Annotated in this window: 20 protein-coding genes and 1 pseudogene; 12 read left to right on the top strand and 9 right to left on the bottom strand. The window is 69.8% G+C overall.

Translation table 11 applies throughout. From position 1 onward, the window contains the following. Positions 1-25 precede the first annotated feature (25 nt). The 3 genes from ACFU5F_RS33265 to ACFU5F_RS33255 form a co-directional block, all read right to left on the bottom strand. Positions 26-373 (bottom strand): helix-turn-helix domain-containing protein, encoded by a 348-nt coding sequence (locus ACFU5F_RS33265; protein WP_383895463.1) that lies wholly within the window; start codon positions 371-373, stop codon positions 26-28. Next, positions 370-1,497, bottom strand: a complete 1,128-nt coding sequence (locus tag ACFU5F_RS33260; RefSeq protein WP_383895511.1) for a tyrosine-type recombinase/integrase — start codon at positions 1,495-1,497, stop codon at positions 370-372. Before ACFU5F_RS33260 ends, ACFU5F_RS33265 begins: the two co-directional genes overlap by 4 nt. 117 nt (positions 1,498-1,614) lie before the next feature. Further along, on the bottom strand, positions 1,615-2,163 hold the full coding sequence (locus ACFU5F_RS33255) for a hypothetical protein (RefSeq protein WP_383895460.1): 549 nt from the start codon (positions 2,161-2,163) through the stop codon (positions 1,615-1,617). 47 nt (positions 2,164-2,210) lie between these two features. Between ACFU5F_RS33255 and ACFU5F_RS33250 the strand changes: the two genes are divergently transcribed. The 4 genes and pseudogenes from ACFU5F_RS33250 to ACFU5F_RS33235 all read left to right on the top strand — a co-directional run. Beyond that, positions 2,211-3,386, top strand: coding sequence for a tyrosine-type recombinase/integrase (locus ACFU5F_RS33250; RefSeq protein WP_383895457.1), 1,176 nt, complete (start codon positions 2,211-2,213; stop codon positions 3,384-3,386). Then, positions 3,383-5,914 carry a tyrosine-type recombinase/integrase gene (locus ACFU5F_RS33245; RefSeq protein WP_383895454.1) on the top strand — a complete coding sequence of 844 codons (2,532 nt, stop codon included), beginning with the start codon at positions 3,383-3,385 and terminating at the stop codon, positions 5,912-5,914. Before ACFU5F_RS33250 ends, ACFU5F_RS33245 begins: the two co-directional genes overlap by 4 nt. After that, positions 5,907-6,470, top strand: coding sequence for a DUF6262 family protein (locus ACFU5F_RS33240; RefSeq protein WP_383895452.1), 564 nt, complete (start codon positions 5,907-5,909; stop codon positions 6,468-6,470). Before ACFU5F_RS33245 ends, ACFU5F_RS33240 begins: the two co-directional genes overlap by 8 nt. Positions 6,471-6,533: 63 nt before the next feature. Then, positions 6,534-6,674 (top strand): annotated as a pseudogene (locus tag ACFU5F_RS33235) (IS6 family transposase); the annotation flags it as partial. Positions 6,675-6,716: 42 nt separating this feature from the next. On the opposite strand, the gene ACFU5F_RS33230 reads toward ACFU5F_RS33235, so the two are convergent. Beyond that, positions 6,717-7,727 carry a terpene synthase family protein gene (locus ACFU5F_RS33230; protein WP_383895449.1) on the bottom strand — a complete coding sequence of 337 codons (1,011 nt, stop codon included), beginning with the start codon at positions 7,725-7,727 and terminating at the stop codon, positions 6,717-6,719. A 265-nt stretch (positions 7,728-7,992) separates the two neighbouring features. Here ACFU5F_RS33230 and ACFU5F_RS33225 point away from each other — a divergent pair, with 265 nt between their 5' ends. The 5 genes from ACFU5F_RS33225 (at position 7,993) to ACFU5F_RS33205 (ending at position 12,984) form a co-directional block, all read left to right on the top strand. After that, positions 7,993-9,021 (top strand): transglutaminase domain-containing protein, encoded by a 1,029-nt coding sequence (locus ACFU5F_RS33225; protein ID WP_383895447.1) that lies wholly within the window; start codon positions 7,993-7,995, stop codon positions 9,019-9,021. Continuing rightward, positions 9,018-9,311 carry a phosphopantetheine-binding protein gene (locus ACFU5F_RS33220; RefSeq protein WP_383895444.1) on the top strand — a complete coding sequence of 98 codons (294 nt, stop codon included), beginning with the start codon at positions 9,018-9,020 and terminating at the stop codon, positions 9,309-9,311. The genes ACFU5F_RS33225 and ACFU5F_RS33220 overlap by 4 nt, the downstream gene beginning before the upstream one ends. A 2-nt stretch (positions 9,312-9,313) precedes the next feature. Further along, the gene (locus tag ACFU5F_RS33215; RefSeq protein WP_383895442.1) at positions 9,314-10,810 is read left to right on the top strand and encodes a class I adenylate-forming enzyme family protein; all 1,497 of its coding nucleotides are present in this window, start codon (positions 9,314-9,316) and stop codon (positions 10,808-10,810) included. 191 nt (positions 10,811-11,001) lie between these two features. Then, on the top strand, positions 11,002-12,285 hold the full coding sequence (locus ACFU5F_RS33210; RefSeq protein ID WP_383895439.1) for a wax ester/triacylglycerol synthase domain-containing protein: 1,284 nt from the start codon (positions 11,002-11,004) through the stop codon (positions 12,283-12,285). Between the two features lie 234 nt (positions 12,286-12,519). Next, the gene (locus ACFU5F_RS33205; protein WP_383895435.1) at positions 12,520-12,984 is read left to right on the top strand and encodes a hypothetical protein; all 465 of its coding nucleotides are present in this window, start codon (positions 12,520-12,522) and stop codon (positions 12,982-12,984) included. An 898-nt stretch (positions 12,985-13,882) separates the two neighbouring features. Here the strand turns inward: ACFU5F_RS33205 and ACFU5F_RS33200 are convergent. Both ACFU5F_RS33200 and ACFU5F_RS33195 read right to left on the bottom strand, forming a co-directional pair. Further along, the gene (locus ACFU5F_RS33200) at positions 13,883-14,710 is read right to left on the bottom strand and encodes a transposase family protein (RefSeq protein WP_383895432.1); all 828 of its coding nucleotides are present in this window, start codon (positions 14,708-14,710) and stop codon (positions 13,883-13,885) included. 51 nt (positions 14,711-14,761) lie between these two features. Continuing rightward, entirely contained in the window at positions 14,762-15,208 is a 447-nt protein-coding gene (locus ACFU5F_RS33195) for a hypothetical protein (protein ID WP_383895430.1), read from the bottom strand. Positions 15,209-15,528: 320 nt separating this feature from the next. On the opposite strand from ACFU5F_RS33195, the gene ACFU5F_RS33190 reads away from it, so the two are divergent. Genes ACFU5F_RS33190 through ACFU5F_RS33180 form a run of 3 tightly spaced genes read left to right on the top strand, consistent with a single transcriptional unit; the run spans position 15,529 to position 19,000 of the window. Beyond that, complete coding sequence (locus ACFU5F_RS33190) at positions 15,529-17,121, top strand: prenyltransferase/squalene oxidase repeat-containing protein (protein ID WP_383895427.1); 1,593 nt, start codon at positions 15,529-15,531, stop codon at positions 17,119-17,121. Further along, entirely contained in the window at positions 17,121-18,395 is a 1,275-nt protein-coding gene (locus ACFU5F_RS33185; protein WP_361374422.1) for a cytochrome P450, read from the top strand. The genes ACFU5F_RS33190 and ACFU5F_RS33185 overlap by 1 nt, the downstream gene beginning before the upstream one ends. Then, positions 18,392-19,000: an HAD family phosphatase gene (locus ACFU5F_RS33180; RefSeq protein WP_361374424.1), complete on the top strand. Its 609-nt coding sequence runs from the start codon at positions 18,392-18,394 to the stop codon at positions 18,998-19,000. Before ACFU5F_RS33185 ends, ACFU5F_RS33180 begins: the two co-directional genes overlap by 4 nt. Positions 19,001-19,658: 658 nt before the next feature. Here the strand turns inward: ACFU5F_RS33180 and ACFU5F_RS33175 are convergent. From ACFU5F_RS33175 to ACFU5F_RS33165, 3 genes are all read right to left on the bottom strand, one after another. Next, positions 19,659-20,651: a hypothetical protein gene (locus tag ACFU5F_RS33175; RefSeq protein ID WP_383895424.1), complete on the bottom strand. Its 993-nt coding sequence runs from the start codon at positions 20,649-20,651 to the stop codon at positions 19,659-19,661. A gap of 140 nt (positions 20,652-20,791) precedes the next feature. Next, positions 20,792-22,288, bottom strand: a complete 1,497-nt coding sequence (locus tag ACFU5F_RS33170; RefSeq protein WP_383895421.1) for a hypothetical protein — start codon at positions 22,286-22,288, stop codon at positions 20,792-20,794. A 37-nt stretch (positions 22,289-22,325) separates the two neighbouring features. Continuing rightward, positions 22,326-23,020, bottom strand: a 695-nt coding sequence (locus tag ACFU5F_RS33165) for a hypothetical protein (RefSeq protein ID WP_383895419.1), incomplete at its 5' end; no start/stop codon positions are given.

Genomic DNA, 23,020 nt, shown 5'->3' with positions numbered 1-23,020 from the left:
CGATCCACCGCCACCGGCCAGCCCCTCAGCTCGGCGGAAGCGAACGCGGACCCGCACCACGACGGCCGCGCGGCACCGGCCGCACCGGGCCCGCCGACGGCTGTTCCTCCGCGCCGACCGCGCGCTGGCCGCACTCCGGCGCCGCCTGGCCCGCCGCGAGCGGCTCGGCCTGGAGCAGGTCGGCGACCGTGCAGCTCAGCGCGGCGCACATCTTGTCCAGGTCGTCGAGCCGCACGGTGACCGGCGTGCCGCTCCACAGTGCGGCCACCTTGCTCAGCGACGGGTTGAACCCGACCTGCTGAAAGGCGGCGAGCACCTCGGTCGGCCGCCACAGGTCCCGCTGGGCGGCCACCATCCGCAGATTCCATTTCACCGAAGGTTCCCCTTGTCCATCACCAGTCGCTGGGCCGCCCGGGAGCTGGCCGCCAGATTCGCGAGCTCCGGGTCAGCGTGTGCAGTCGCCATGTATCGAAGAGTCGTCGTTGCCCAGTCGTGTCCGAGGACCTTCTGGACCTCCCAAAGTGTCATCCCGCGCTCGTAGTTGTGGGTCGCGCAGGCATGCCGCAGCAGGTGCGGAAACAGGTCGGTGACCGGGCCCGTCAGGTAGTGCACGGCCGCAGTGTGCAACGCCTTGCGGAACGTCGAAGGCACGATCGCCGGCGCGATCGGCACGTTCAGGTCGGCGATCGCCTTCGACTTGCGCTCCGAGGGCCACAGCGGCGCCCGCGGGTGCTCCGCGTCGTCTCCAAACTCGCCCCGGATTTCCTCGATGTACCACCACAGCAGGGCACGGCCCTCCTGGAACAGGTACGCCTCCCTCGGGCGGGGACCGGAGCCCCGGGCGCCCTTGCCCAGGACGACGAACCTGCCCCACTGGCCGTGCTCCCAGTGGATGTCGCCCAGGCACACCCCGCACAGCTCCGCCGCCCGGACGCCGGAGAGGTAGGCGATCTTCGTCATCACGTAGTCGCGGCAGGCGACCGCGTACTTCCGCGCGTTCGGCAGGTCCTGACGCCACCTGCCGAAGAAGTCCTTCATCGCCGTCTGGGACGGCGGGATGCGCAGCCCGAAGTCTCCGCGGTGCCGAGGCCGGTTGAAGGGGTCGATCGGCGACTCGACGGAGGCACCGAAGCGGCGCATGATCTCGCCGGCGTAGCGCTGCTCCAGGAACGCGAAGTACGCGTCGAGTTTGTTGATCTTGCCGCGCAGGGTCGACTGAGCCCGTTTCCCCGGCCCCGCGAAGTACCGGTCGACCTCCCGGGAGGTCAGCTGCCACGGCACGGTGCCGTAGAACTCGCAGACCTCGATCACCGGCTTGATCAGCCCGTCCAGCGTCGTCGGTGCCAGACCCGCAGCGTCGCGCGCCCACTGGTACTCGGACAGCGTGTCGAGAAAGAAGCTCTCCTCGTCATGCACCGAGATCCGGGCCTGGCGCCGCCGTTGCAGCGTGACCACGTCCGCGAGCCCGGTCTCCACCGCCACGTCGGCCGGGTCCATCACGGCCGCCGGGTCCGGAGCCGGGCGCACGAGGGTCAGCAGGCGACTTTCAGAATCTGACACGAACACGCATATTACTGCGACCACTCGCAGATTTTGCGAGTTACACCAAAAATCTCACACGAGCGGTGCAGCACACCTTGCACCCTCATCTACCTGCTGAGATGCCGGTATCCGGGACGTCAGAACTCCAGCCGAACCCGCGCGTACTCCACTATGGAGGACCGAGCCGTCGGGCAGCATGGTCAGGCGCCGCGGGCGCGTCTTGCCCAGATAGTCCATCCCCTTGGCCTGGTAGATCGTCCCGTAGTGGCCGGGGAAGATCGTCTCGGGCCCGTGGGCGGTGAGGCGTGTCCTGGGCTCGGGATCGCTGTGCGCGACGACTCCGCGGATGCCCCGGGCGGCCGCCAGCCGGAAGGCGCGCGCCTGTGCCCACGTCTCCGCGTTGGCCGGTACGTCGTCGAGCAGCACCAGCCGGTTCAGCTCCAGCGACTCCTCATACGGCGTGAGCCGGCCGAACACCGAGGTGAGCACGGCGGCCTGGGTCGGGATACCCAGGGTGAGCACCCCCACCAACTGGCCGGCCGCGGGCGCGGCGGTGTCGATGAGGCCGTAGGCGAAGCGGACGGCGGGCCTTATCTTCACCGTGATCTTTCCAACAGCCACGTCAGCCACATGCATGCTGAACTGGCCGGATCAACGGTATCCAAGGGGTGTTCGGCATCACAGGCACGTTCGTCACGTCCTTCCGCGCAGAGCGGGCGACGCTGACCCAGGACAAGACAGGGTGGGTGATCGTCGGAGCTGACGACTACGCCCTCCACCGTGAAGGCTCGCTGTTCCTCGCAGGTCTGCGAGACGCCGGCAGGGCCTACAACACGGAGAAGACCTACGCCGGGCGGGCGGCGCTGTACCTGACGTACTGCACGTCCCACCGCCTGGAATGGGCCCAGATCACCGTGTGGCAGCTCGCGCGGTTCCTGCACTGGCTGGTGGAGGAGCCGCTGCCATCGCGCGCCCGCGGCGGAGGCGGGCCGGAACTATTCCGCGACGAGAACACCGCGAATGCGATCGTGGGCACGGTCTGCGAGTTCCTGAGCTTCGGCGTTCGCATGCAGTGGGTCGATCCTGAACTCGCCGGTCAGCTGACCGAGCCCCGCTACCTGCGGTATCTACCGAAGGGCTTCAACCCGGGCGAGAACGACCAGCACCGCACGGTCCGCACGCGAATACTCAAGCTCCGGGGCGTCGACTCGGGGATCGAGTGGCTGACGGTCGAGCAGATCGCCCGCCTGATCGACGTGACCCGGCACGCGCGGGACCGCTTCCTGGTGCTCCTGCTGTGGTGTACCGGCATGAGGATCGGCGAGGCGCTCGGACTGCGCCGTGAGGACATGCACCTCCTGGCCGACTCGCAGGCTTTCGGCTGCCAGGTCAAAGGCCCGCACGTGCACGTACGGCGCCGCTTGAACAGCAACGGCGCGTGGGCGAAGTCGCGGAAGCCGCGCGCCATCCCGGTGACCGCAGACCTCGGCATCGCTTATGCCGACTACCTTCACGAGCGTTCGGTGGTCCCGCAGGCCGACTCCAGCGACCAGGTCCTGGTCAACCTCTTCCGGGAACCGCTCGGACAGGCGATGACGTACTCCGGAGGCAAGGGACTGTTCGACCGGCTCGCCCGGCGGGCGGACCTGATCGCCCGGCCCCACATGATCCGTCACAGCGCCGCCACCGAGTGGATCCGCCAGGGCACCGACCGGTCGGTGGTCTCCGACCTCCTCGGGCACATGTCCGAGTCGTCCATGGCCCCATACGTTCATGTCGACGAGGGATCGAGGCGGGCCGCGGTCGAGAAGGCGGACGCCCGACGCCGGGAGCTGGCCCGATGACCATCGACATAGCGGCCGCCGTGGCCGAGCCCCGCCTTGCCAAGCTGCCCGTCGACCGCGCAGGGTGGATGGCCTGGCTGACCGAGAACACCGAACAAGACTGGCGCCCGGACGAATGGGATGCGGCGAACTGGCTGTTCACCGGCGATCCGGACAAGGACGAGACCGCGATATGGCGGTGCAACAGCGCTGGCTGCCACGTCGCGGTCCGCGCGACACGACACCTGTGCCGGTCCTGCTACGAGCAGTTCCTCGAAAGCGGGCTGAGCCGCGAGGAGTTCGTCGACGTCGGCCGCCGCACCCTGGTTCGTTCCCTGCCTGGGGAGCGGGCGAGTTGCTCGGTCGAGCGTGACGGCGTGCGCTGCGCCCTGGACGCCCAGTCGCGGGGCGCGTGCACCCCGCACTACGTCAAATGGCGCTACCACCGCAACAGCGGGAAGACGGCGCTTGCGCTGGAGACGTGGCTCCAGGCCGAGGCCGAGCCGCTCCCGCCGGGCACACCGTGCCTGGTGGGAGCCTGCGCCGGCAGCGCCCACGGCCGGGTGCCGCTGTGCGCGTACCACCGTGATCGCTGGCGCCGCCACCGGAACAAGGCCGGCATGGAGGGCACGATCTACGAGGGCCTGGAGGAATGGGCCGCCGTACAGCCGCCCTGGCTGACCGGCTTCCAGTTCTCGCTCGTCCCGCTTCCCGAACTGGTCCGCCACGAGCTTCTCTTCGCGCTGGCCGAACGCGACAAGCAGCGCCCGACGCTCAGCCCTGTCGCGATGCGGCTGATGGTCCGGGGACTGGAGGGCGTCTCTTCCATCGCCGAGCTCACGGACACCAAGCTCGGCGACCTGGGATACCTCGACCGTAACTGCGAGGCCCACTGGAACGACGTCGTACGTCTCGTGCGGGGCGCTTTCGACCGCTTCCGGGGCGTCGACCCGCTGGAGCGGCCGGTCTGGGAACTTGGCGACCTGGGCCTGCGCTCCCGCACACGATCCGGTGTCCGCGTGTCTTCACGCCGGCTGGACGTCACACAGATCCGCCAGGAGTGGCTGCGCCGCCTGCTCGCCGACTGGGTCAAGGAGACCACCCCCGACAACGACGACTTCCGGCGCACCTTCGAAGGCTGCCTGTCCGCGTCGCGGGCCCTGTCCGCGCGGCCCGGCGGCGGGCATGACCCCGGCGCACTGAAGGTCACCGACATGGACGCGGTCGTCGCCGCGATCCGCGACCGGAAACGCCAGGACGGCACCGCCACCCTCGCCTACGGCTCCCGCGCCGAGCTCCTCGCCCATTTCTGCCAGTTGCTCGACTTCGGGCGGCGCCTTCAGATCCTCGACCACGTCGCCTCTGTCTTCGCCCGCCATCCGCACCACAAGATCCCGTACGAGGACATGGCCGAGGACATGGCCGGCAAGGCCATCCCGGAGTACGTGGTCGCTCAGCTCGATGCCCACGTCCACCTGATCGGCGACGGCTTCACCTACGCGGACATGGCGCCCGACGTGGTCAAGGCCATGCTGCGCACCGTCTACATCCTGCTGCGCGACACCGGCCGCCGCCCCTGGGAGGTGCGCTGGCTCCGGATGGACTGCCTCGAAGCGCAGGACAACGAGTACATCCTGATCTGGGACAACCACAAGGCCCGCCGCAACCGACGCCGCCTGGAGATAGGTAGGGAGACGGCCTTCGCCATCCAGGAGTGGCTCGCGATCCGCCGGACCCTGAAGATCCCAGCCCGGTCGAGGACCTTCCTGTTCCCCGCCGCACGCCACGGCTACGACGCGTGCATCGACTCCGACACCGTCGCCAAGATGCTCCGGCGCTGGGTCGACGGCCTGCCGGAACTGCTCACCGACACCGTGGACAAGGACGGCAACCTCCTGCCGTTCGACCGCAGCCGCATCTTCGCCTACGCCTTCCGCCACACTTACGCCCAGCGTCACGCGGACGCAGGCACGGAACTGAACACCCTGCGTGATCTCATGGATCACAAATCGGCAGATACCACCATGGGTTATTTCAAAGTGTCCATGGAGAAGCGTCGCAAGGCCGTTGAGGCGATGCGCCAGCACGTCGTTGACCGGGCCGGTAATCCGGCGCCGACGCCGTCCGCGACCGCGTACGAGGCCCGCTCGGTTGCCGTGCCGTTCGGCAACTGCACTGAGCCGTCCAACGTGAAGGCCGGCGGCGGCAGCTGCCCGATTCGCTTCCAGTGCTCCGGATGCGCCTTCTACCGCCCCGATCCCTCCTTCCTTCCCGCGGTCGAGGACCACATCCGGGCTCTCAAGGCCGACCGCGAGATGGCCAGAGCCCTGGGGACGGCGGAGTTCGTGGTCCGCAACTTCAGCGACCAGATCGACTCATTCCAGAATGTCGTCACCAGCCTCCACCGCCAGATCGAGCTGATGCCCGAAGACGACCGCCGCCACCTCGAGGAAGCCTCCGCCGTCCCGCGCAAGGTCCGCGCCTCGGCTCCCGCGCCTGTTCTCCTGCCCGTTCCCGCCATCCCCGCCCGGAGCAGTGCCGATGACTGAGCCCCGCACCCCCGCCCAGGTCCTGCGCGAGGCGCGGCAGAAGGATTCACGCGACAAGCGCGCCCGCGTCCTGTCCGTTGTCGGCCAGTTGATCGCGGACGACGAACCGGTCACCTTCACCGGCGTCGCCCGCGCAGCAAATGTCTCCCACTGGCTCGTCTACGCCGAGGGCGTGCGCGAGCACATCGAGGCCGCGCGGCGCCGCCAGGGACGCGCCGCGGCCAGCGGCGCCCGCGCCGGCGCCAAGGAGCCGGCTGGATGGAAGCTGGAGAAGCAGCTCCTCCGGGAGGACAACCGACGCCTGCGCGAAGAAGTCGAACGGCTCAAGGGCGCCGTCCGCCGCAGCCTCGGCCAGCAGCTCGACCAGTTCGGCGCGGCCGACCTCGGCACCCGCGTCGACGAGCTCACGACGGAGAACCAGCGGCTGCAGGCCGCGCGCGACAACGCCTTGGCCCAGGTCAGGGAGCTCACCGCACAGCTCAGCGAGGCCCAGGACGATCTGGCCAGCGCCCGGCTCACCCTGCGCCGCATGATCCGAACCGAGAACACATCCTGACCTTTAGGCGGCGATCAGACGTTGAGATGCGCCGCCCCGTCCGGGAATGGACCGGGCCGGGCGGCTGCGTTCAACGGTATCTCGCCCCACTTCCGGCCCCGCCGCCATCTGATGCCAGCCCACGACTACCGAGCCGAGATGACCGTCCGCTTCGCCATCTGGGAGCAGATCACCGGCGTCGCCGGCCTTGCCACCGCGGCCTGAGCACAGGCCCGGCTCCCAAGCCCACCCTGCCCCGACGCGCCGTCAGGCAGTCACACAGCCAACAACGTGACAACGCCGCTGGTCGTCACGGGCAGATCCGCCGGACTGCATGCGGTCTCGTACACGCGTGGCATCGGCGGCGTAGCGGTTGGTGCGGGCCATCCAGGTAAGGGAGGCTGTGACGTAGCGCTCCACCTGGGTCACGTACGCCCCCAGCTCGGCCGCCTCATCCGGCGGCAGTGTGCAGGTTTCGCGCAGTTCGCCGGCGGTGATGCGGAAGTCCTTTTGGCGCTGGGTGATCCTGGCGCTCACTCGCCGGCGTGCCGTGCTCGTGTCGCAGCCGTCTCCCCGGGCGATGAGGGTGACGAGGTTGTCCTGGCCGACGGTGGCGTCGTCGCAGGCGGAGGCCAGGTCGTTGACCCAACCGGCGATGTCGGCTCCGGCCCGGCGCAGAGCCGCCAGGTCAGCCTCCAGCTCTGGTGGCAGATCCTCGGGCAGCGGGGCATGCCCGGTACGTTCCAGCACCGTGAGCATGGGCAGCACGGTGATCGTGCGGCGCCGCAGCCGCACGTAGGCGTCCGTAGTGAGCTGGGTCGCGCTCTGGCGGATGGTCACCTCCTGCTCTGTGGCATCCAGGAAGTCGGTGTAGTCCTGCACCAGGCGCCGGCGCCAGGCGGCGCTCATCCCCGCGGCGGTCCGCGCGAACAGGTCGGCAAGCACCCGAGCGTGCCGACCGGTCACCTCGCGCAAGTCCGCGTCGGACGCAAGGACACGGCGCAAGGGCGCGGTGAGCTGTTCGAGGTCACGGGCTGCCATGCCCAGGTCGCGCCGGTCGATGTGGTCATCCAGACAGCAGATGAACGCCGCCCACTGAGCCGTCAACACCACATCCGCGAGATCACCCCCAGGCAGCGCTCCACTAGCCAGGATGGTGAGCCGCATCCGGGCCAGACGCCGCTCCTCGTGCTCGCCGGTGACCAGGCCGGTATCCCGCGCCCACCGCAACACCGCCTCGTGCCCCGCAGGCACAGCTTCCCCCGCTCGATCCACCATGCACCAAGAGTGACAGATCGCCTACCAAGCGCGAAAGGGGTGCCTGTGGTGAAACCGCACGCTCCCACTGCCCGATTGACAGCAATCGTGCGCCGCATCCGCTCCGGCCGGGGCGCGGCCGTGACGCAGCTGCAGGAGTGTCGTTCAAAGGGCAGCCAGGCGAAATGCATCAGCAGGTCGGCTTGGAGCCTGCCCCCTCAGCTCATCGGAGGCTGCCATCCCCACCCCCGCCAACACTCCTGCTGGGGCGTCTGCCGACCCGCAGGTGCGCGCACTGGCACAGGTGCCGGCGTCCGCGGACGAGCCGGTGCCCTTCGACGCGCTGGCCGCGGCGCTGGAGCGCTTCCACATGGTCCCGGCCTGGGCCGCCCGCTACGACACCGACACCGCGGTGGCCGCAGCCTTGCTGCGCACCCTGCCCGAACATGTCGCCGGCCTCGCCGCACGTGGTCTGCCGTGCCGCGTCGACCCTGTGCGCGGCCCGCTGTTCGAGCGGGCCGACCTGATCAACGTTGGACTGCTGTCGGCAAGCGAACGCACCACCCTGGAGATGGCGCTGCGCTTCCTCCTCGCCTTCACCGCCGACCCGTCCGGTGAATGGCTGGACGCCAAAGACTGGCTGGTCACCGTGCATCTGCCGGAGGCCGACAGCGGCCGCTACCGACTGCGTGTACCCGACTTCACTGCCCCAGGCATTGCCGTTCTGCCCGCCGACGGACTGCGCCTGCCGCCGCGCGGCGTGGAGTTCGACACCCGCGGACACCAGGCAGCGGTCCGCATCACCGGCGCATACCACCAGGTCCACGATCCGCAGGCACGCGACATCTACCTGCAGATGCTCGACGATCTGCACGCCCGCCGGGTGATCTACCAGTGCGTCGCCGAACCACTGCGCCTAAACCACCAGCAGGCATGGCAGGCAGGCATGGCCGACTGCATCGTCGTCAGCCGCCTCATCACCGACCGGCTGCGCGCGGCCGGCCTGACCGCACGAGCCCGCCGCGGCTACCTCCTCGGAGTGACCGGCACCGAGCACGCCTGGTGCGAGCTGTTCGAAGACGGCCGGTGGAAGCCCATCGACGTCGGCCTCGCGTTCATTCCCCGCCGCTTCCCCGGCGGCCAGGACTTCCCCGACACCCGCGAATTCACCGACGCCTGCTTCGGCAGCCGCCTCAACCGCCTGCTGCCCTGCACCGGCACCGACGCCGCCTCCCTCATCCACGACACCCTCGACGACCAGCCCCGCGCCATGTTCGGCCTGGCCAGCGGAACACTGTGGAAAGAAACGTCATGACCCCCACCACCAAACAACTCGACCAGGCCCGCCATCTGCTGCGCGGCTGCCTGCGCCCACCGGCGATGGCCGACCTGATCAGCGACAGCGACAACCTCGCCCATGCGGGCGTCGACTCCCTGGCCACGATCCAGCTGATCGCCCGCTGCGAGGACCTCCTGGCCCGCCCCCTCACCCACCACGAGACCCACGGACTCAACTCCATCACCGCCATCGCCGCGCTCCTGCACACCGGCGCCACCGACACCACCGGTGCCGGTGGCGGCACTGTCCTCGAAGAAGGGAACTGACGATGTGGCTGCAGCAGCTGCTGCGCCAACGGCAGGTGGACGCCCCGCACGCGCTCGCGCTGCGCGACGCACGCCGCGACGTCACCTGGAGCCGTCTGCACCGGGATGCCACCGCGCTGGCGCACGCCCTGCATCCACACGCCACACCCGGCAGCCGCGTCGTCGTGCTCAGCGCCAACCGCGTCGAAGTCCTGGAAACGGTCTTCGCCTGCGCCCTGGCCGGAACCATCGCGGTGCCGCTCAATCCAGCACTCACCGACCACGAAATCGACGGCATCCTGGGCGGCATCGCCCCTGACTGCGCCGTCGCCGACGGCAGCGGCCTCGCCCGGTTGCCCCGCCTGCGCCCCGCACTGCCTCTACTGGCCGCCGACGACATCCCCAACCTGCCGGAAGGAGCCCGCACGCACCCCGGCGGCGCCCGCCCCACGGACCCGGTGATGATCCTGCACACCTCCGCCACCACCGGCTTCCCGAAAGGCGTGATCTGCGACCACAACTACTTCCAGGCCCAGGCCACCTCCTGGCGCAGCGAGGTCGAACAACAGCCGACGACGACGTATCTGCATACCAGCCCGCTGTGCCACGGCAGCATCACCATCGCCGTCAACTACCTCGCCACCGCATCACCGGTCTGCGTCCTGGACCAGTTCACCCCGCACGAATTCCTGACGGCCGTCGAGACCTGGCAGATCGGCCACACCTTCGTGGTGCCGACCATGCTGAAACTGCTCCTCGAAAGCCGCCAGCTCCCCGACAGCGACCTGACCTCCCTGACCCTGGTGACACACGGCGGCGCACCCTGCCCGCCTCGCCTCGCTCACCAAGCACGCCAGGCCCTCGGAGCCGAACTCCGCACCATCTTCGGCATCACCGAAGGCGGAGGACCCGTCCTGTCCCTGGCACCAGGCGCCGCGCCAGAAGACGCAGCCGTGCCCGGCGCCACCTGCGCGGGCACACCGATGCCCGGCATCACCGCACGCATCACCACCCCCCAAGGCACCACAGCCGCACCCTATGAGGTAGCCACCCTCCACCTGCACGGCCCCGGACTCATGCGCGGCTACTGGAACCAGCCCGACGCCACCGCCCAGACCATCACCGACGGCTGGCTCAACACCGGTGACCTCGGCTACCAAGACAGCGCCGGACATATCTGGATCGTCAACCGCCGCAACGACCTCATCCTGCGCGCAGGACAGAACGTCTACCCCGCCGAGATCGAACACGTCCTGCGCACCCTCGACTCAGTCACCGACGCCGCCGTCGTCCCCGCCCCCTGCCCCACCACAGGACAGACCCCCGCCGCCTTCATCCAAAACACCCCCGGCTCCGACTTCGACGAACACGCCCTGATCTCCCACTGCATCCGCCACCTCGCCCCCTACAAACGCCCTACCCACTTCATCCCCATCGACGAACTACCGCGCAGCACCCTCGGAAAACTTCTGCGACGCCCCCTGGAACGACACGCCGCAAACCTCGCCCACCCCTACTGATCAGCACTTTCACAGCGCAAATCTGCCCACGTCTAGGCTCGACAGCTCATCCGGCGCCCTGGCCGTTCTCCTGACGGTCTTCGGCCCCCGGATGCTTGCGGCGTCTGGCTGCGCTGCCACACCTTCGGCCAGGTCGCCGTCGGGATGCTGATCGACGCTGCAGTGAGGGCGCCCCTCTACACGCTCCTGGGATGAGACAGATGAACCGGTTCGCAGATCCCAGCCCTGCTGATCTCGTCATGATCAGGGCTGAACAGGCGGCGGAGCACCCGGACGCCAACATGAGGATCGGGATGGTGTTGCACCTGGGCGGTGCCGTGCCCGATCTCGCCGGCCTGCGCGAACACGTCACCGCTCGCCTTGACACCCTGCCCTGTCTGACACACCTCGTGACTGGCGACGGGCCGACCGCACGGTGGAAGCCCGCCGTCCAGGGCATGACCTGGCACGTCCGGTCCATGGAGATCGCGGGCGGACCGCACGCTCTTCAGGAAGCCGTGGGCCTCCTGCTGCGAGAACCGTGGCCGGAGGACGTCCCGGGCTGGCGCATGGTTCTGGTGCACGGTCACGTGCCCGACGGGTTCGCGCTGCTGTATCTCACCCACCACGCCGTCCAGGACGGCGCCAACATCGTCACAGTCCTGGAAACGCTGTTCGGGCCGCAGCTACGGCGAGATGAATACTCCCTGATCATCCGGGACACTTCGTCTACCGCCCGGCCCAGTCCGCACCAGGTCGCGCGGAGCACCCTGAGTCTGCTGCGGCACTCTCGCCAGCACCGCCTGTGGCAGTCCGCGGCGCATCCGCTGTCCAGCCGCCGCCATCTGCTGTGGGCCCACGTGCCCTCCGACCGCCTGCGCACCGCAGCGCGCGCCGGCGCTGCCAGCACCAACGACGTCTACCTCACCGCTCTTGCCCACGCGATCACCCAGTGGGCCAAGGACGCCTGGCCTCGCGCTGCCGGAGCGGCCCTGCCGGTGCTGGTGCCCGTCAACCTGCGCACGCCCGACGAAGTTGCAACTCCCGGCAACCGGATGTTCCCGGTACGGATCGACCTGCCCGGCGCCCCGATGCCGGTCAGCCGGCGGCTGGCACGGACACGAGAGCGCACCCGTGCGCTGAAATCCGCCGGGCACAAGGCGGTGCTGCGAGCCGCGATCACCCGCCTCCCTCGGCGGCTGCTCCAACTTCTTGTGGACGTGAACATGGTCCCGGGCCGGCTCACCGTCTGTGCCTCCAACCTGGTGATGCGCCAGCGGCTGCACTACGGCGAGGCGGCAGTACACCGCATCGACCCCATCATGTGCTGCCCGCCCAGCGTGCCCCTCGCTGTCGCGGCCACGACCTACGGTGACACGACCAGCGTGTGCTTCCGCATCGACACCGCCCTCCCCGACGCCGACAGCCTTCCCGAACGCTGGCGCAAGGCTCTGACCGACTTGACGGCTCAGGCCCCGCATGAAGCTTCCCCTTGAGGCTACTCCGGCGGACCCTTCATCGGGTCGTACTGCTCACACATCTCGGCACCCTCGTCACGCGCGATCAGCGCCTCGTCCCAGCTCAGGGTGGCTCCGGTGGCGAAGAGGCAGCCATCGCTCGCATGGGGTGCAGATTGTCCGTGCTTGCGACCATCTCGGCGTGGCGACCGGCTCACGTCTGCCAGATCACTACGGTTAGCTAGGAATGATCACTCAAAGTGAGGTGGCGTCATGGGATCCAAGACTGTCGAGGTTCACGCGAGCAAGAGCTGGCAGGACACGGGGGTGAAGATCTACCCCAACGAGCTCGTGAAGGTCGCTCCCCAGGCGGGATCAACGTGGCGTGACCGGGCCGGTCACGCCAAAGATGCGGGTGGGCAGTTCACAGGAGCCGGCAACACCCCCACGGGGCTCCAAAACGTGGAGGGAAACACGGACTACGCGTACCACGGCCCCGGAGCGGTGGCCGGCCAGCTCATCGGCAGTATCGGGAACGACGTGTTCCCGATCAACCACGGCATTCTGATTGGAGACAGCAGCGTCAGGTCAGGCAACGAAGACATCGACAACGCCGGCTCATTCCCGATTCACCCGCTGAACACGATGGGGGATCTGGAGCTGCGGATCAATGATGGCGACAGGGACGAACACCTGGGCGACAACTCGGGATCCATCATGGTGAACATCAGGTGGTAGACCTTTGAGAGGCCGCGCAGCGGCGGCCGGGGTCAGCTGGCGGACGGGACAGGCACAGGCTCCGCGGTCACGGAGTTGTTACGCTCTGCGATCATGGGAGACCTGTGCCTGCGCTGCAATCATGGCTGACCGAACCGTTGTGGGACCAATTCGCCGCTCTTCTGCCGTAGCGGTCAGATCACCGGCGTCGCCGGCCTTGCCACCGCGGCCTGAGCACAGGCCCGGCTCCCAAGCCCACCCTGCCCCGACGCGCCGTCAGGCAGTCACACAGCCAACAACGTGACAACGCCTAAGGATGGGTTCTGAGTGGCTGTAATGAGTGTCTAGGAGCCTCAAAGTGCCAGGTCAAATGGTATCTAAAGGGGTTCGCGAAGGCTGGATCTTGCGCGCTGCGGCGTGATCGAATAGGGGATGACATCGTTTTGGACTGGTAAGCGGGCACGCCTGCGCGGCATCGAGCCTGAGGACTGGAGGCGCGCACGGCCCCTGCCACCGTCCCAGGAGGACCCCCGTGTCGGCTCCGCCCAGCACACCGGCCCAGACCACGCGGACCGGCGACCCCCAGGCCCCGCCGCGCCGAGCACCAGCTCGACACCGACCCAGCCGCAGGCCCCCGCCGCGCCGCAGACCCCGCAGCAGCCGAGCGCGAGGTGATCCGAAGAAAACGGCCTATTCCTGACAGAGGCCGTCCTCAGCAATAGGGAGCCCAGGGTCGTCGATCACGGCATCGTTCACTGCGATCACCTGACCGGACACCAACACGCAGGAGCGGCAGTCCAAATACACCTCTTCATTTGAGTGGTGTGCAAGCTGAAGTTGCTGGTCACGGGGCTGGTGTGCGTGGGCATCGGGATGCTCGTGCTGGTCGCCGGCGGGTGACTTTGGTGAAGATCGTCGGTCATCGGGCGACTTCGCGGTTCGTGAGGACCAGCAGGGCCCGGACCAGGGCGGTCGCCCAGGAGGGGTCGGTGCGTACCTTGCCGAGGACGCGCCAGTTCTTGAGGTGGGCGAAGCCGTGCTCGACGGGTGCCCGGACGGCCGCCAGTGCCATGTTGGACAGCTTCTGGCCTCGTGTCAGGGGCCGGTTCCGGGCGGCCTTGTAGCCGGTGATCACCGCCGGGTCGGCGTCGGGGCCGCCGTCGTCGAGGCCAATGAATCCCAGGTCGGCGATGGCGCCGAGCCCGGCTTCCCGCAGTTTCTGGGTGAGCTTGTCGTGCCGGCAGGCGGTGATCTCCGAGGTGCGGCCGGGGCGGGCTGCCGAGATCCACAGCAGTCGGCCCCGGTCGTCGGTGAGGGCGATCACGAGCAGGCCGTGGCATTTGTTCTTGCCGGAGTAGTTCTTCCGGTTTTCCTTCCCGGTTCTGCGCCGGGTGCGGATCACCGATCCGTCCAGCAGTACGATGCCGCCGCCCATTCGGGCGATCTTCTTCAGGGCCCGGTCCAGGCGTGGGGCGCGGCCGACGACCTCCCTCACCCAGCGGGTCACGGTGGTGCGGTGCACTCCGTTGCCGCCGGCCAGGTCGCCGGGCCGCTGGTCACAGCGCAGCACTGCCAGCACGATGGTGGCGATCTTTCCCGCGGGCAGGACGCGCCACCGCGAGCCGATCTTCTTCAGGCGGCCGCGTATAAGGTCGGCGAGATAGCTCAAGGTCGCGCTCGACAGCGGCAGGCGGGCGGTGTAGACAAGGCCGTCAGGGCCCTCGACGGAACTGTTGTTTTTCTTCACACAAACTCAACTGCCGCCGGGGGCCCGTCAGTTACGGGCGCGCCCGCGCATTCACAGACGTGCAGCGAACCGCCCGTCGGGCCGTTTGTGCAGCCAGCCGCGGTCGGCGAGCTTGGTCATCTTCGCCCGCAGAGGTTCCAGCTTGCCGCGCACCGAGGCGTCCAGGCCCAGCCGCTCGCCGACCGCCCTGACCTGCACCGGGCCGTCGGCTTCCCGCACGATCGCCAGGATCTTGCGGTAGTCGCCGGGCAGCGAGCCCTCGTCGGCCGCGTCGCTGCGGTGCGGGATGAGCAGGACTGCCCGCCCGGCCACCTTCGCCGCTACCGGAGCGACAGCCTCGACATCGGCCCGGACCTGCTCGGCCAGGCGGTTCAACACCCGCTCCGCGATCGCCAGTTCGTCCCGCTCGGCCTGGACCTCCTGAAGCTGCTTGGCCAACTCCTCGGCGAGGGCGTCCAGTTCGCTCCAGCGGGCGGTGATCCACTGCCGCTCCTGCATCACCCGCGCCCTCCCGCGTTCTCACGGTGTGCCGACCTGCTGACGGATCGTAGGCGGGGGCCGGTCGTGGGCGCAGCCGAACCCGGCATCCCGCCGGAGCCCGACCTGCCCGACGATCTACGCCATGGTCATCGGCCGCCGACCGGCACGAGTACCCAACTCGCCATTCACACCAGACCTGTGACCTGCGACTTCAGCTTGCACACCGCTCATTGAGGTATTCACTCTTTCAGTGTCCGCTCGTCCCGTTTTTATGCTCCCCGTCTATCGAGCGTGGGAGAACAGCGACGGGGACCGATGACGAGGAGAGGAACTTGGACATGGCAATGGATCAGGTCGGCACATCCGGTCCCCGCACCGCCGGTGTGTCACGGCTGTCCGACGGGCTGGTGATCGCGCGGGCCCGAGTGTCCGCACACTTGGCCGCTGCCGTCGATGGGGACGGCGCGGTCCGCCGGCCGTGCACCAGCCGGACGCTGGAGTCGGCGCTGCTGCTGGCGCTGTTGCGGCGGCGTGGCGGTCATCCGCAGCAGGTACAGCGTTTGGTGGCCCACTTGAGCCGTGGCGAGGCGCATGCCAGCGGATTCGACGGGGCGTTGGTCCAGGCGGTCCTGCACGGCAAGCGGGCGGACCGTGACGTGGTGGCCGACGAGCTACTGGCCGGCTTCGACCACTTCTCCCTGGTACGCAAGCGCCTGCTCTTCGACGTCTACCTGGCCGCGGCGGGCGCCGTCGAGTTCGAGGCCTCGATGCTGCGCCCGGCCGCAAGGGCGTCAGCGAGGGAGGACAACACGGTGGCCTGGGTCGAGATGGTCATGCTCAGCGTACGGGTGCTGGTCGCACACAGGCTGGGCCGGGCGCAGGAGGTCACCGAGGGGGAGCGTGGGCGGCTGCTGGAGCTGCTCGCCTCCAGCCGGGTGCCAGTGTGGGAGGACTACCCCGCCGCGCACCTGCTGGCGCTGCTGGCGGTCCAGGAGTTCGACCCGGGGCACCCTCTGATGGACAGCGGTGTCACCGCGCTGCTGGACTGTCTGAACCCCGACGGCGGTGTGCCGAGCATCTCGAATCTGGCCGTGTTCAGCACCGGGGTCGCCGGGCTGGCCCTGGCACGCGGGAACGCCGATCCGGCCCTGCTGCACCGGATGGGTGACTACCTCACCGGCCGGCAGATGCCGGACGGCGGCTGGACGTTCGGAGAGGACATGCTCCACAGCGACGTCGATGACACCTCGTACGCCGCGGCGTTCCTGGCCACCGCGGACCCGGTCCGGCACCGGGATGCGCTGGTGCGCGCCGCCGGGTACTTCCGCAACATCGTCGGCCCCGACGGCGGGTACCCCACTTACATGCAGGGCGATCCCTCGGAGGTCGGCATGACCGCGGGCGCTGTCAGCGCCTTGGCCTGGGACGGTGCTCACAACGCCGACCTGATGGCGAACGGCGCTCGCTGGCTGCTGGATGCCCAGCACCCTGACGGCACCTTCGAGCGCAGTTGGAGCTTGAGCGAGGCCAACACGATCTGGCGGGCGATGTGGGCCCTGCACTCGCTGCCCGAGCCGGTCCGCACCCCCCTGAAGGCGCGTATCGCCGCCGCCACCGCCGCCTCGGAGCGCTTCCTCGACGCGGCGCAGAACACCGACGGCGGCTGGGGATACCGGCCCGGGGACCGAAGCGACATCGCCAGCACCTGCTACTCCCTGCTGGCCCTCTCCGCCATGGGCCGACTCGCGGACCAGGACGCGGTGGTACGCGCGGGCGTGACACACCTGATCTCGCGGCAGGATGCGGACGGCGGGTTCACCGCGCTGCCCGACCAGGTCGCCCCCCGCCCCCTGCTGTTCGACGCACCGGTCTTCTCCGACATCTGGGCCCTGCTCGCCCTGTCCAGCTGCAACCGCAACTGGAACCGGTAATGGCCGACCCCCAACAGAACGAGACCCAAGCGGTCACCAGCCCGCTCCCGGCGGGCACCGCCCCGGCACCGATCACGCTGCCCGTGGCCCGGCCCGATCCTCTGAAGATCCCCGGCGACTTCCGGCGCCTGCAGGCCGAGCAGCCGGTGGCGCCGTTGGCCTTCCCCGACGGGCCGCCGGGCTGGCTGGTCACCCGCTACGACGACGTACGCGCCGCACTGGCCGACCCACGGCTCAGCTCCCGCCGCCCTCACCTGAACTCCCACGTACGGGCCAACCTCATCTCCACCCAGGAAATGGCCGTACTGCGCCCCTCGGACCTGCTCACCAGCGACCCACCCGAGCACACCCGACTGCGCCGGCTCGTCACCGGCCAGTTCACCGCCCGCCGCATCAACCAGCTGGCCCCCAGGATCCAGACCATCGTCGACGACCACCTCGAGGCAATGGCCCACGGCCCCCGGCCCGCCGACCTCATCCAGAGCCTCGCGCTGCCCGTCCCCGCGCTGGTGATCAGCGAACTGCTCGGCGTCCCCTTCACCGACCGCGACCTCTACCACCGCCTCACCCGGGAACTGCTCTCCCTCGACCGCAGCCGCGAACAGCTCCTGGCCTCCAAAGCGGACATGAAGAGCTACCTCCTCGGCCTCATCCACGCCAAACGAGCCGCACCCCCCGGGGAGGACCTGCTGTCCGGCCTCGTCCACGCCCCCGCCATGGAAACGCCGCTCACCGACGACGAGATCGCCGCTCTGGCCCAGCTCATCCTCATCGCCGGCCACGAGACCACCACCAACGCCTTCGCCCTCACCGTCCTGCACCTGCTGCGCACCCCCGGCCTGTGGCACAGCCTGCATAACCGCCCCCACCTCGTCGACGGCGTCATCGAGGAATCCCTGCGCCACGCCACCGTCCTGCAGTTCGGGCTCCTGCGCGTCGCCCGCCAGGACCTCACCATCGCCGGCCAGACCATCAAGACCGGGGACCGGGTCGTCCTCCACCTGCCCGCCGCCAACCGCGACCCCGCCCAGTTCACCGACCCCGACCACATGAACCCCGAACGACCCAACGCCACCCGACACCTCAGCTTCGGCCACGGCCACCACCACTGCCCCGGCGACCACCTCGCCCGCATCGAACTGCGCACCCTCCTGGCCACCACCTTGCGCCGCTTCCCCGACCTGCGCCTGGCCACCGACCCCGCCGAGATTCCCACCCACCACCAGCGGGTCGTGTACGGGGTGGCCCGGCTGCCCGTGGACTTCACCCCGTGACCCGCGCAGCGAGCCACCCGGACCGAGCTGGCCGAGGAACCGGTCACGCGGTCTACGCCTTCGACTTCGACGGCACCCTGGCCGACACCACCGACCTCAACCACCGAGCCGTCCAGGCCTCGCTCGCCGCCCACGGCATCAGCGTCCCTCTGGCCTGGCTGCACGCCGACCCCGCCTTCACCGCCGGCCGACTCCGCGACCGGCTCCAGCTCGGGCCGGCCGACCTTCCCGAGAACAGCTTCGTCGAAGCCGCCCGCGCCTACTGGTTCGCCAACACCGACCGGATCCGCCCGATCGCCACCGCCACCGCCACCGTGCGCGCGGCGGCCGAGCACGCCGCGCTCGCGGTGGTCTCCGCCAACTACCACGACGTCATCCACCACGGCCTCGCACTCGTGGGACTCGACGACCTCGACTGGACCATCGTCGGCCGCGACGACGTCCCCCGCCCCAAACCCGCCCCCGACGCCTACCTGCACGCCGCCCGTCTCCTGGGCGTGGAACCCCGCGACTGCCTGGCCCACGAGGACACCGACGAAGGCATCACCGCCGCCACCGCCGCCGGCATGGAGGTCATCGACGTCCGCCGACGAGACTGGCGGTGACAGACCGGAACAACACCGTCGCGTCCCTCCCACGCAAAGTGAAGGCCAACCGCCGGCCCCCGTACGACGCCACCAGCGACTGACCCCCCTCCTCGGTCCGGCACCGGAGCCGCGCGGGTCGCAGAAGTCCTCCGGGAATCCGTCGAGCGCGGCACCGGTGAAGGAACCCGGACCTTGCCTGAGGCGATCAGGTCATGCAGACCTCCTGGCGTTCAGCCAGGGGGTGGGGCTGCCGGGCGGCGTCGGGTTCTGCCAGCGTCTTGATGTCTGCGCTGCTTGGCGGTCCGGGTTGTGAAGTGCCGCAATGAAATGCAGCAATCCTTACATGCCTTCAGAACCTGCAAGCCACTGACCAGCCCAAGCACTTGACAGGTGCAGATAAGCGGCCACGAGCCGCTGTAGTGGTGGGCGAGGACGAAGGCCTTCGCCGTGTGGACCAGATCGTTCGGCATCTCGCGGACGCGGTAGCGAGCGGGGTCGAAGCCGCCTTCACCGGTCGCCCTCCAGCTGTGCCGGCGGTTCCTCCACCGCTGGCAGATGGCGCCGAGATCGAGCGGCGGTTGTTCGTAGGCAGACATCACAGGGGTCCTCTCGGGGCGGTCGGTTGGTGAGGGAGGCCGGTCCGGGGTTGCCGCCCCGGACCGGCAGTCGGTGAGGGTCAGGTCGTGGAGGGGAGCATCAGCTGACGGGGAGCGCGCAGCACGTCCAGGACGCGCTCGCGCCAGCGCATCGCCCAGTGCACGCAGTTGGAGCAGCTCTTGTGCTTGCCCTCGCACTGGGGCAGCGGGTCGTTCCAGCGGGCATCGCGCGACCAGGCGAGGGAGTCGGCGGAGGACAGGTACTCGGCGCACGACTGAAGGGCCTGGGTCTTCAGCCCGAAGCCGTGCAGGCGCAGCCCGGCAGCGGCCACGGTCGCGAGTACGGCCTCGACGTCCTTGACCGACTTGCGGCGGCAGACGGAGCCGACCCCGACCAGCGGATAGTCCGCCAGCCGTACGCCGCGCTTGTCGTACAGGTTCAGGCAGAACTCGTAGTCGGCCGGAAGCCAGCCCTGGACGGTGGGGATGATGTCGACGCCGGGGTCCTCGGCCATCAGGTCGACGAAGTTGCCGACCGTGCGGTCGATGTGCTCGCGCACGGACAGCCCCGTCTTGGCGATCATGTCGGGCTCGCACATCCAGTCCTGCGGACCGGCCCAGACCAGCCGGCCGATCCCGTCGCGGAACTGGTGCAGCTCGCGGACGTAGGCGTGCGGGCCGATCGTCCAGCCGCCGTGGTTGTCGAGTTCGGAGAAGGCGCCCGAGTCGTACACCCAGTCCTCGGCGGCGCGCGGCAGCGTGGCGCGGCCGGTCAGCGCGGAGCGTGAGACGCACATCGGCACGCCCCAGGTGGACAGCGACTTGGCGTGATGTCCGCCGAGCCAGAACATCGGGCCCTCGGACGGCGAGTCGCCCGGGTGGAAGCCGAGGCCGTACTCGCAGTGACAGACGCAGCTGCCCATGGTGCAGAACCCGCAGTCCAGGCACTGATCGTGGTAGCAGTGGCCGCAGGCGTAGCGGACGGGGGGCGTGCAGGTGCACGTCTCTGGAAAGAGGGCGTCTGCCTGCGGCGATGGCATCCGGCGGGCTGGGGCGGTGAGTACGGCGTTCACGGGAGTTCCTCAGGGGTGGGTGAGTTGGTGAGCGGGGCCGGTCCAGGGGTTGCCGCCCCTGGACCGGCTGTGATGCGAAGTGCTGAGCGCTGCCGTGGCGGCGGGGCGAGCCGGTGAGGCTCGCGCCCGTCTGCGCGGCGTCAGGCATCCGTGCCGGGAGGGTCGCCGCGATGCCAGGGCCCGAGGACCGCTCGCGGCTCGCTCGCCCCGTGGCCGCGTTCCTGCAGCGCGGCTGCCAGAAGAGCGAGGATTCGTTCGCCCTTGACGGCGGCCTGGTGGCGCAGCGGGCCCGCGGGGATCTGGTCGGGGAGCGTCACCCGCCTCGCCCCCAGGTCGATCTGCAGCGTGATGGTGCGCACGAGAGGGCATCCCTGTTCATCCCCGGCGTACAGCTGGAGCCGGGCTTCCACGCGGTGGTCGACGGGGGTGAGCTGTACGTACTCGTTGCGCCAGGAGCGGTTTTCGACGTCGGGGGAGATCCGCACCGCGGCGGGAACCGTTTGCCCGGTGGGCACCAAGCGGTCGTTGAGCGGGGCGGTGGGGTCCTTCTCCCGGCGCGTCACGTGCTGGTGGAACGGGTACCAGCCGGGCCCGTAGAACACGGCCTGGGCGTCCAGGACGTACCGCCAGCCGCCGAGCTCCAGCTTCACGCCGTACATGTCCCGCTCGGGCTCGGGGGCGACGTAGAGGCCCTTGGGCGACGTGACGGCGCGCGGCATCAGGTCCGGCTCCATGCAGGGGAACGCCGGAAGGTCGGTGGGCAGGAACGTCGTGCGGGTGTTCCCCAACTCCCCCGAGCCGAAAGCGCCGTCGCCCACCACTCTGCGGACCAGGCGGGGGACGACGCGATCGCGCGGAGTGATGCGGAAGGCGACGGCCGACCCCTCGGCCGAGATCAGCTCCTGGAAGTCCCAGTCCGGCCGGTCCGCGCGCAGTCCGTGCTGCAGCTCGCGCAGGGCCCGGGAGACGCGGCGGCCGAGCGGGTCTTCCGGGTCCCAGCGCGGGGACGAGGGGAGGACCAGAGCGGCGTCGGGGTGCCACTGGTCGGACAGGACCTGCCACGGTCCGGGAGTCAGCAGCGAGGCGACGTGGCCGGCGAGCTCCTCGGCGGCGGTCAGTTCACGCAGGACGACGGCGGTGAGACGCGCGGTGGACGGCGCGTCCCAGGGACCCCCCAGGATGAGGCTCAGCCCGTTACCGGGGGCGCCCAGGGTGACGCTGAGCCGCCGGCCGTCCAGCCAGGCCTGCGCAGGCCCGAACTGGACGAACAGCCCTGGCTCGCCGGGCTGCCGGAACGGGGCGCCGGTGGTGAGCAGGCGGGCCACGGTCTCGCGGGGCGGCTGGGCGTCGCGGGCATCGGGCAGGGCCGGGGCGTAGCGGGTGACCGTGTCCAGGATCCGCGACACGGCGGGCGTCGGGATGTGCGCGCTGATGCGCGCGGTGCAGATCCGCGCCGGCCCGGTGGGCGACGGCGCGGCCAGGGCCGCCTGGACCGGCCCGCCCAGCTCGCGGGTCCGCAGCGTCAGGCGGTAGCCGCCGGGCAGGTCGGCGCGAAGGCGCGCGCCGCCGCGCAGCCGGTGTGCGACAACGGCCTCGGAGATGCCGTAGGTCGGAGAGACGGGCTCGAACTCGTACATGGCTCAGGCCTCCACGGGCGGCGGTGAGTGGTGCTGGTCAGCGGGTGATGCGGGCCCGGGCCTTCTCGGCCTGGACGTGGACGGCGTCGGCGTGTGCGGCGGCGCGGACCTTGTCGGCCCAGTCGGCGGCGCGCTGCGCCAGGTCGGCGAGGCGCACGAAGGAGGCGTCCTGGTGCTGGCGGGCGCGGTCCATGAGCCGGGCGTGCTCGGCGGTCAGCTCTTCGGCGGTGTACGCGGCGATCGCCTCGGTGCCGTGGCGGCGGGTGATGCGCCCGAAGGGGCAGGCGCCTTCCTCCTGTTCGATGACGGCGAGGTCGGCGGCGGGCCAGCCGGTCTCCTCGTCGCGCGTGCCGAGCTGGATGTCGAGCACGCACACCGCGTCCGGGTCGTGCAGGCCGTTGCCGTGATAGCGGCGCTGCGGGCGGGGCACGGGGCCGGTCTGGCGTTCGGTGTGCGCGCGCCAGAGTTCGGGGGAGGGGTCTTCCTCGTCCTGACGGAGGCGGTGAAGGTAGGCGACCAGCGCGGGCAGCTGCCAGGCGGCGGATCCGAAGGGCGCGGCCGGCATGGCGAGCCCGGCCCTGGCGATGAGTCCCGTGTGGTTGCTGACGGCGGCCTGGGCGACGAACAGAGGGGCGTGGAGGCGGAGTTCGGAGCGGAGCATGGCGAAGCCTTCCGGGCTGGCGGCACGCAGAGAGAGGGGAGGGGGCCCGGGCCGGACCGCGTGGTCCGGCC

Origin of the sequence: Streptomyces sp. NPDC057438 (assembly GCF_042802995.1) — a bacterium.
GTDB lineage: Bacteria > Actinomycetota > Actinomycetes > Streptomycetales > Streptomycetaceae > Streptomyces.
Note: the sequence above shows the minus strand (reverse complement) of the source record. Positions and strands in the feature narration are given on the sequence as shown.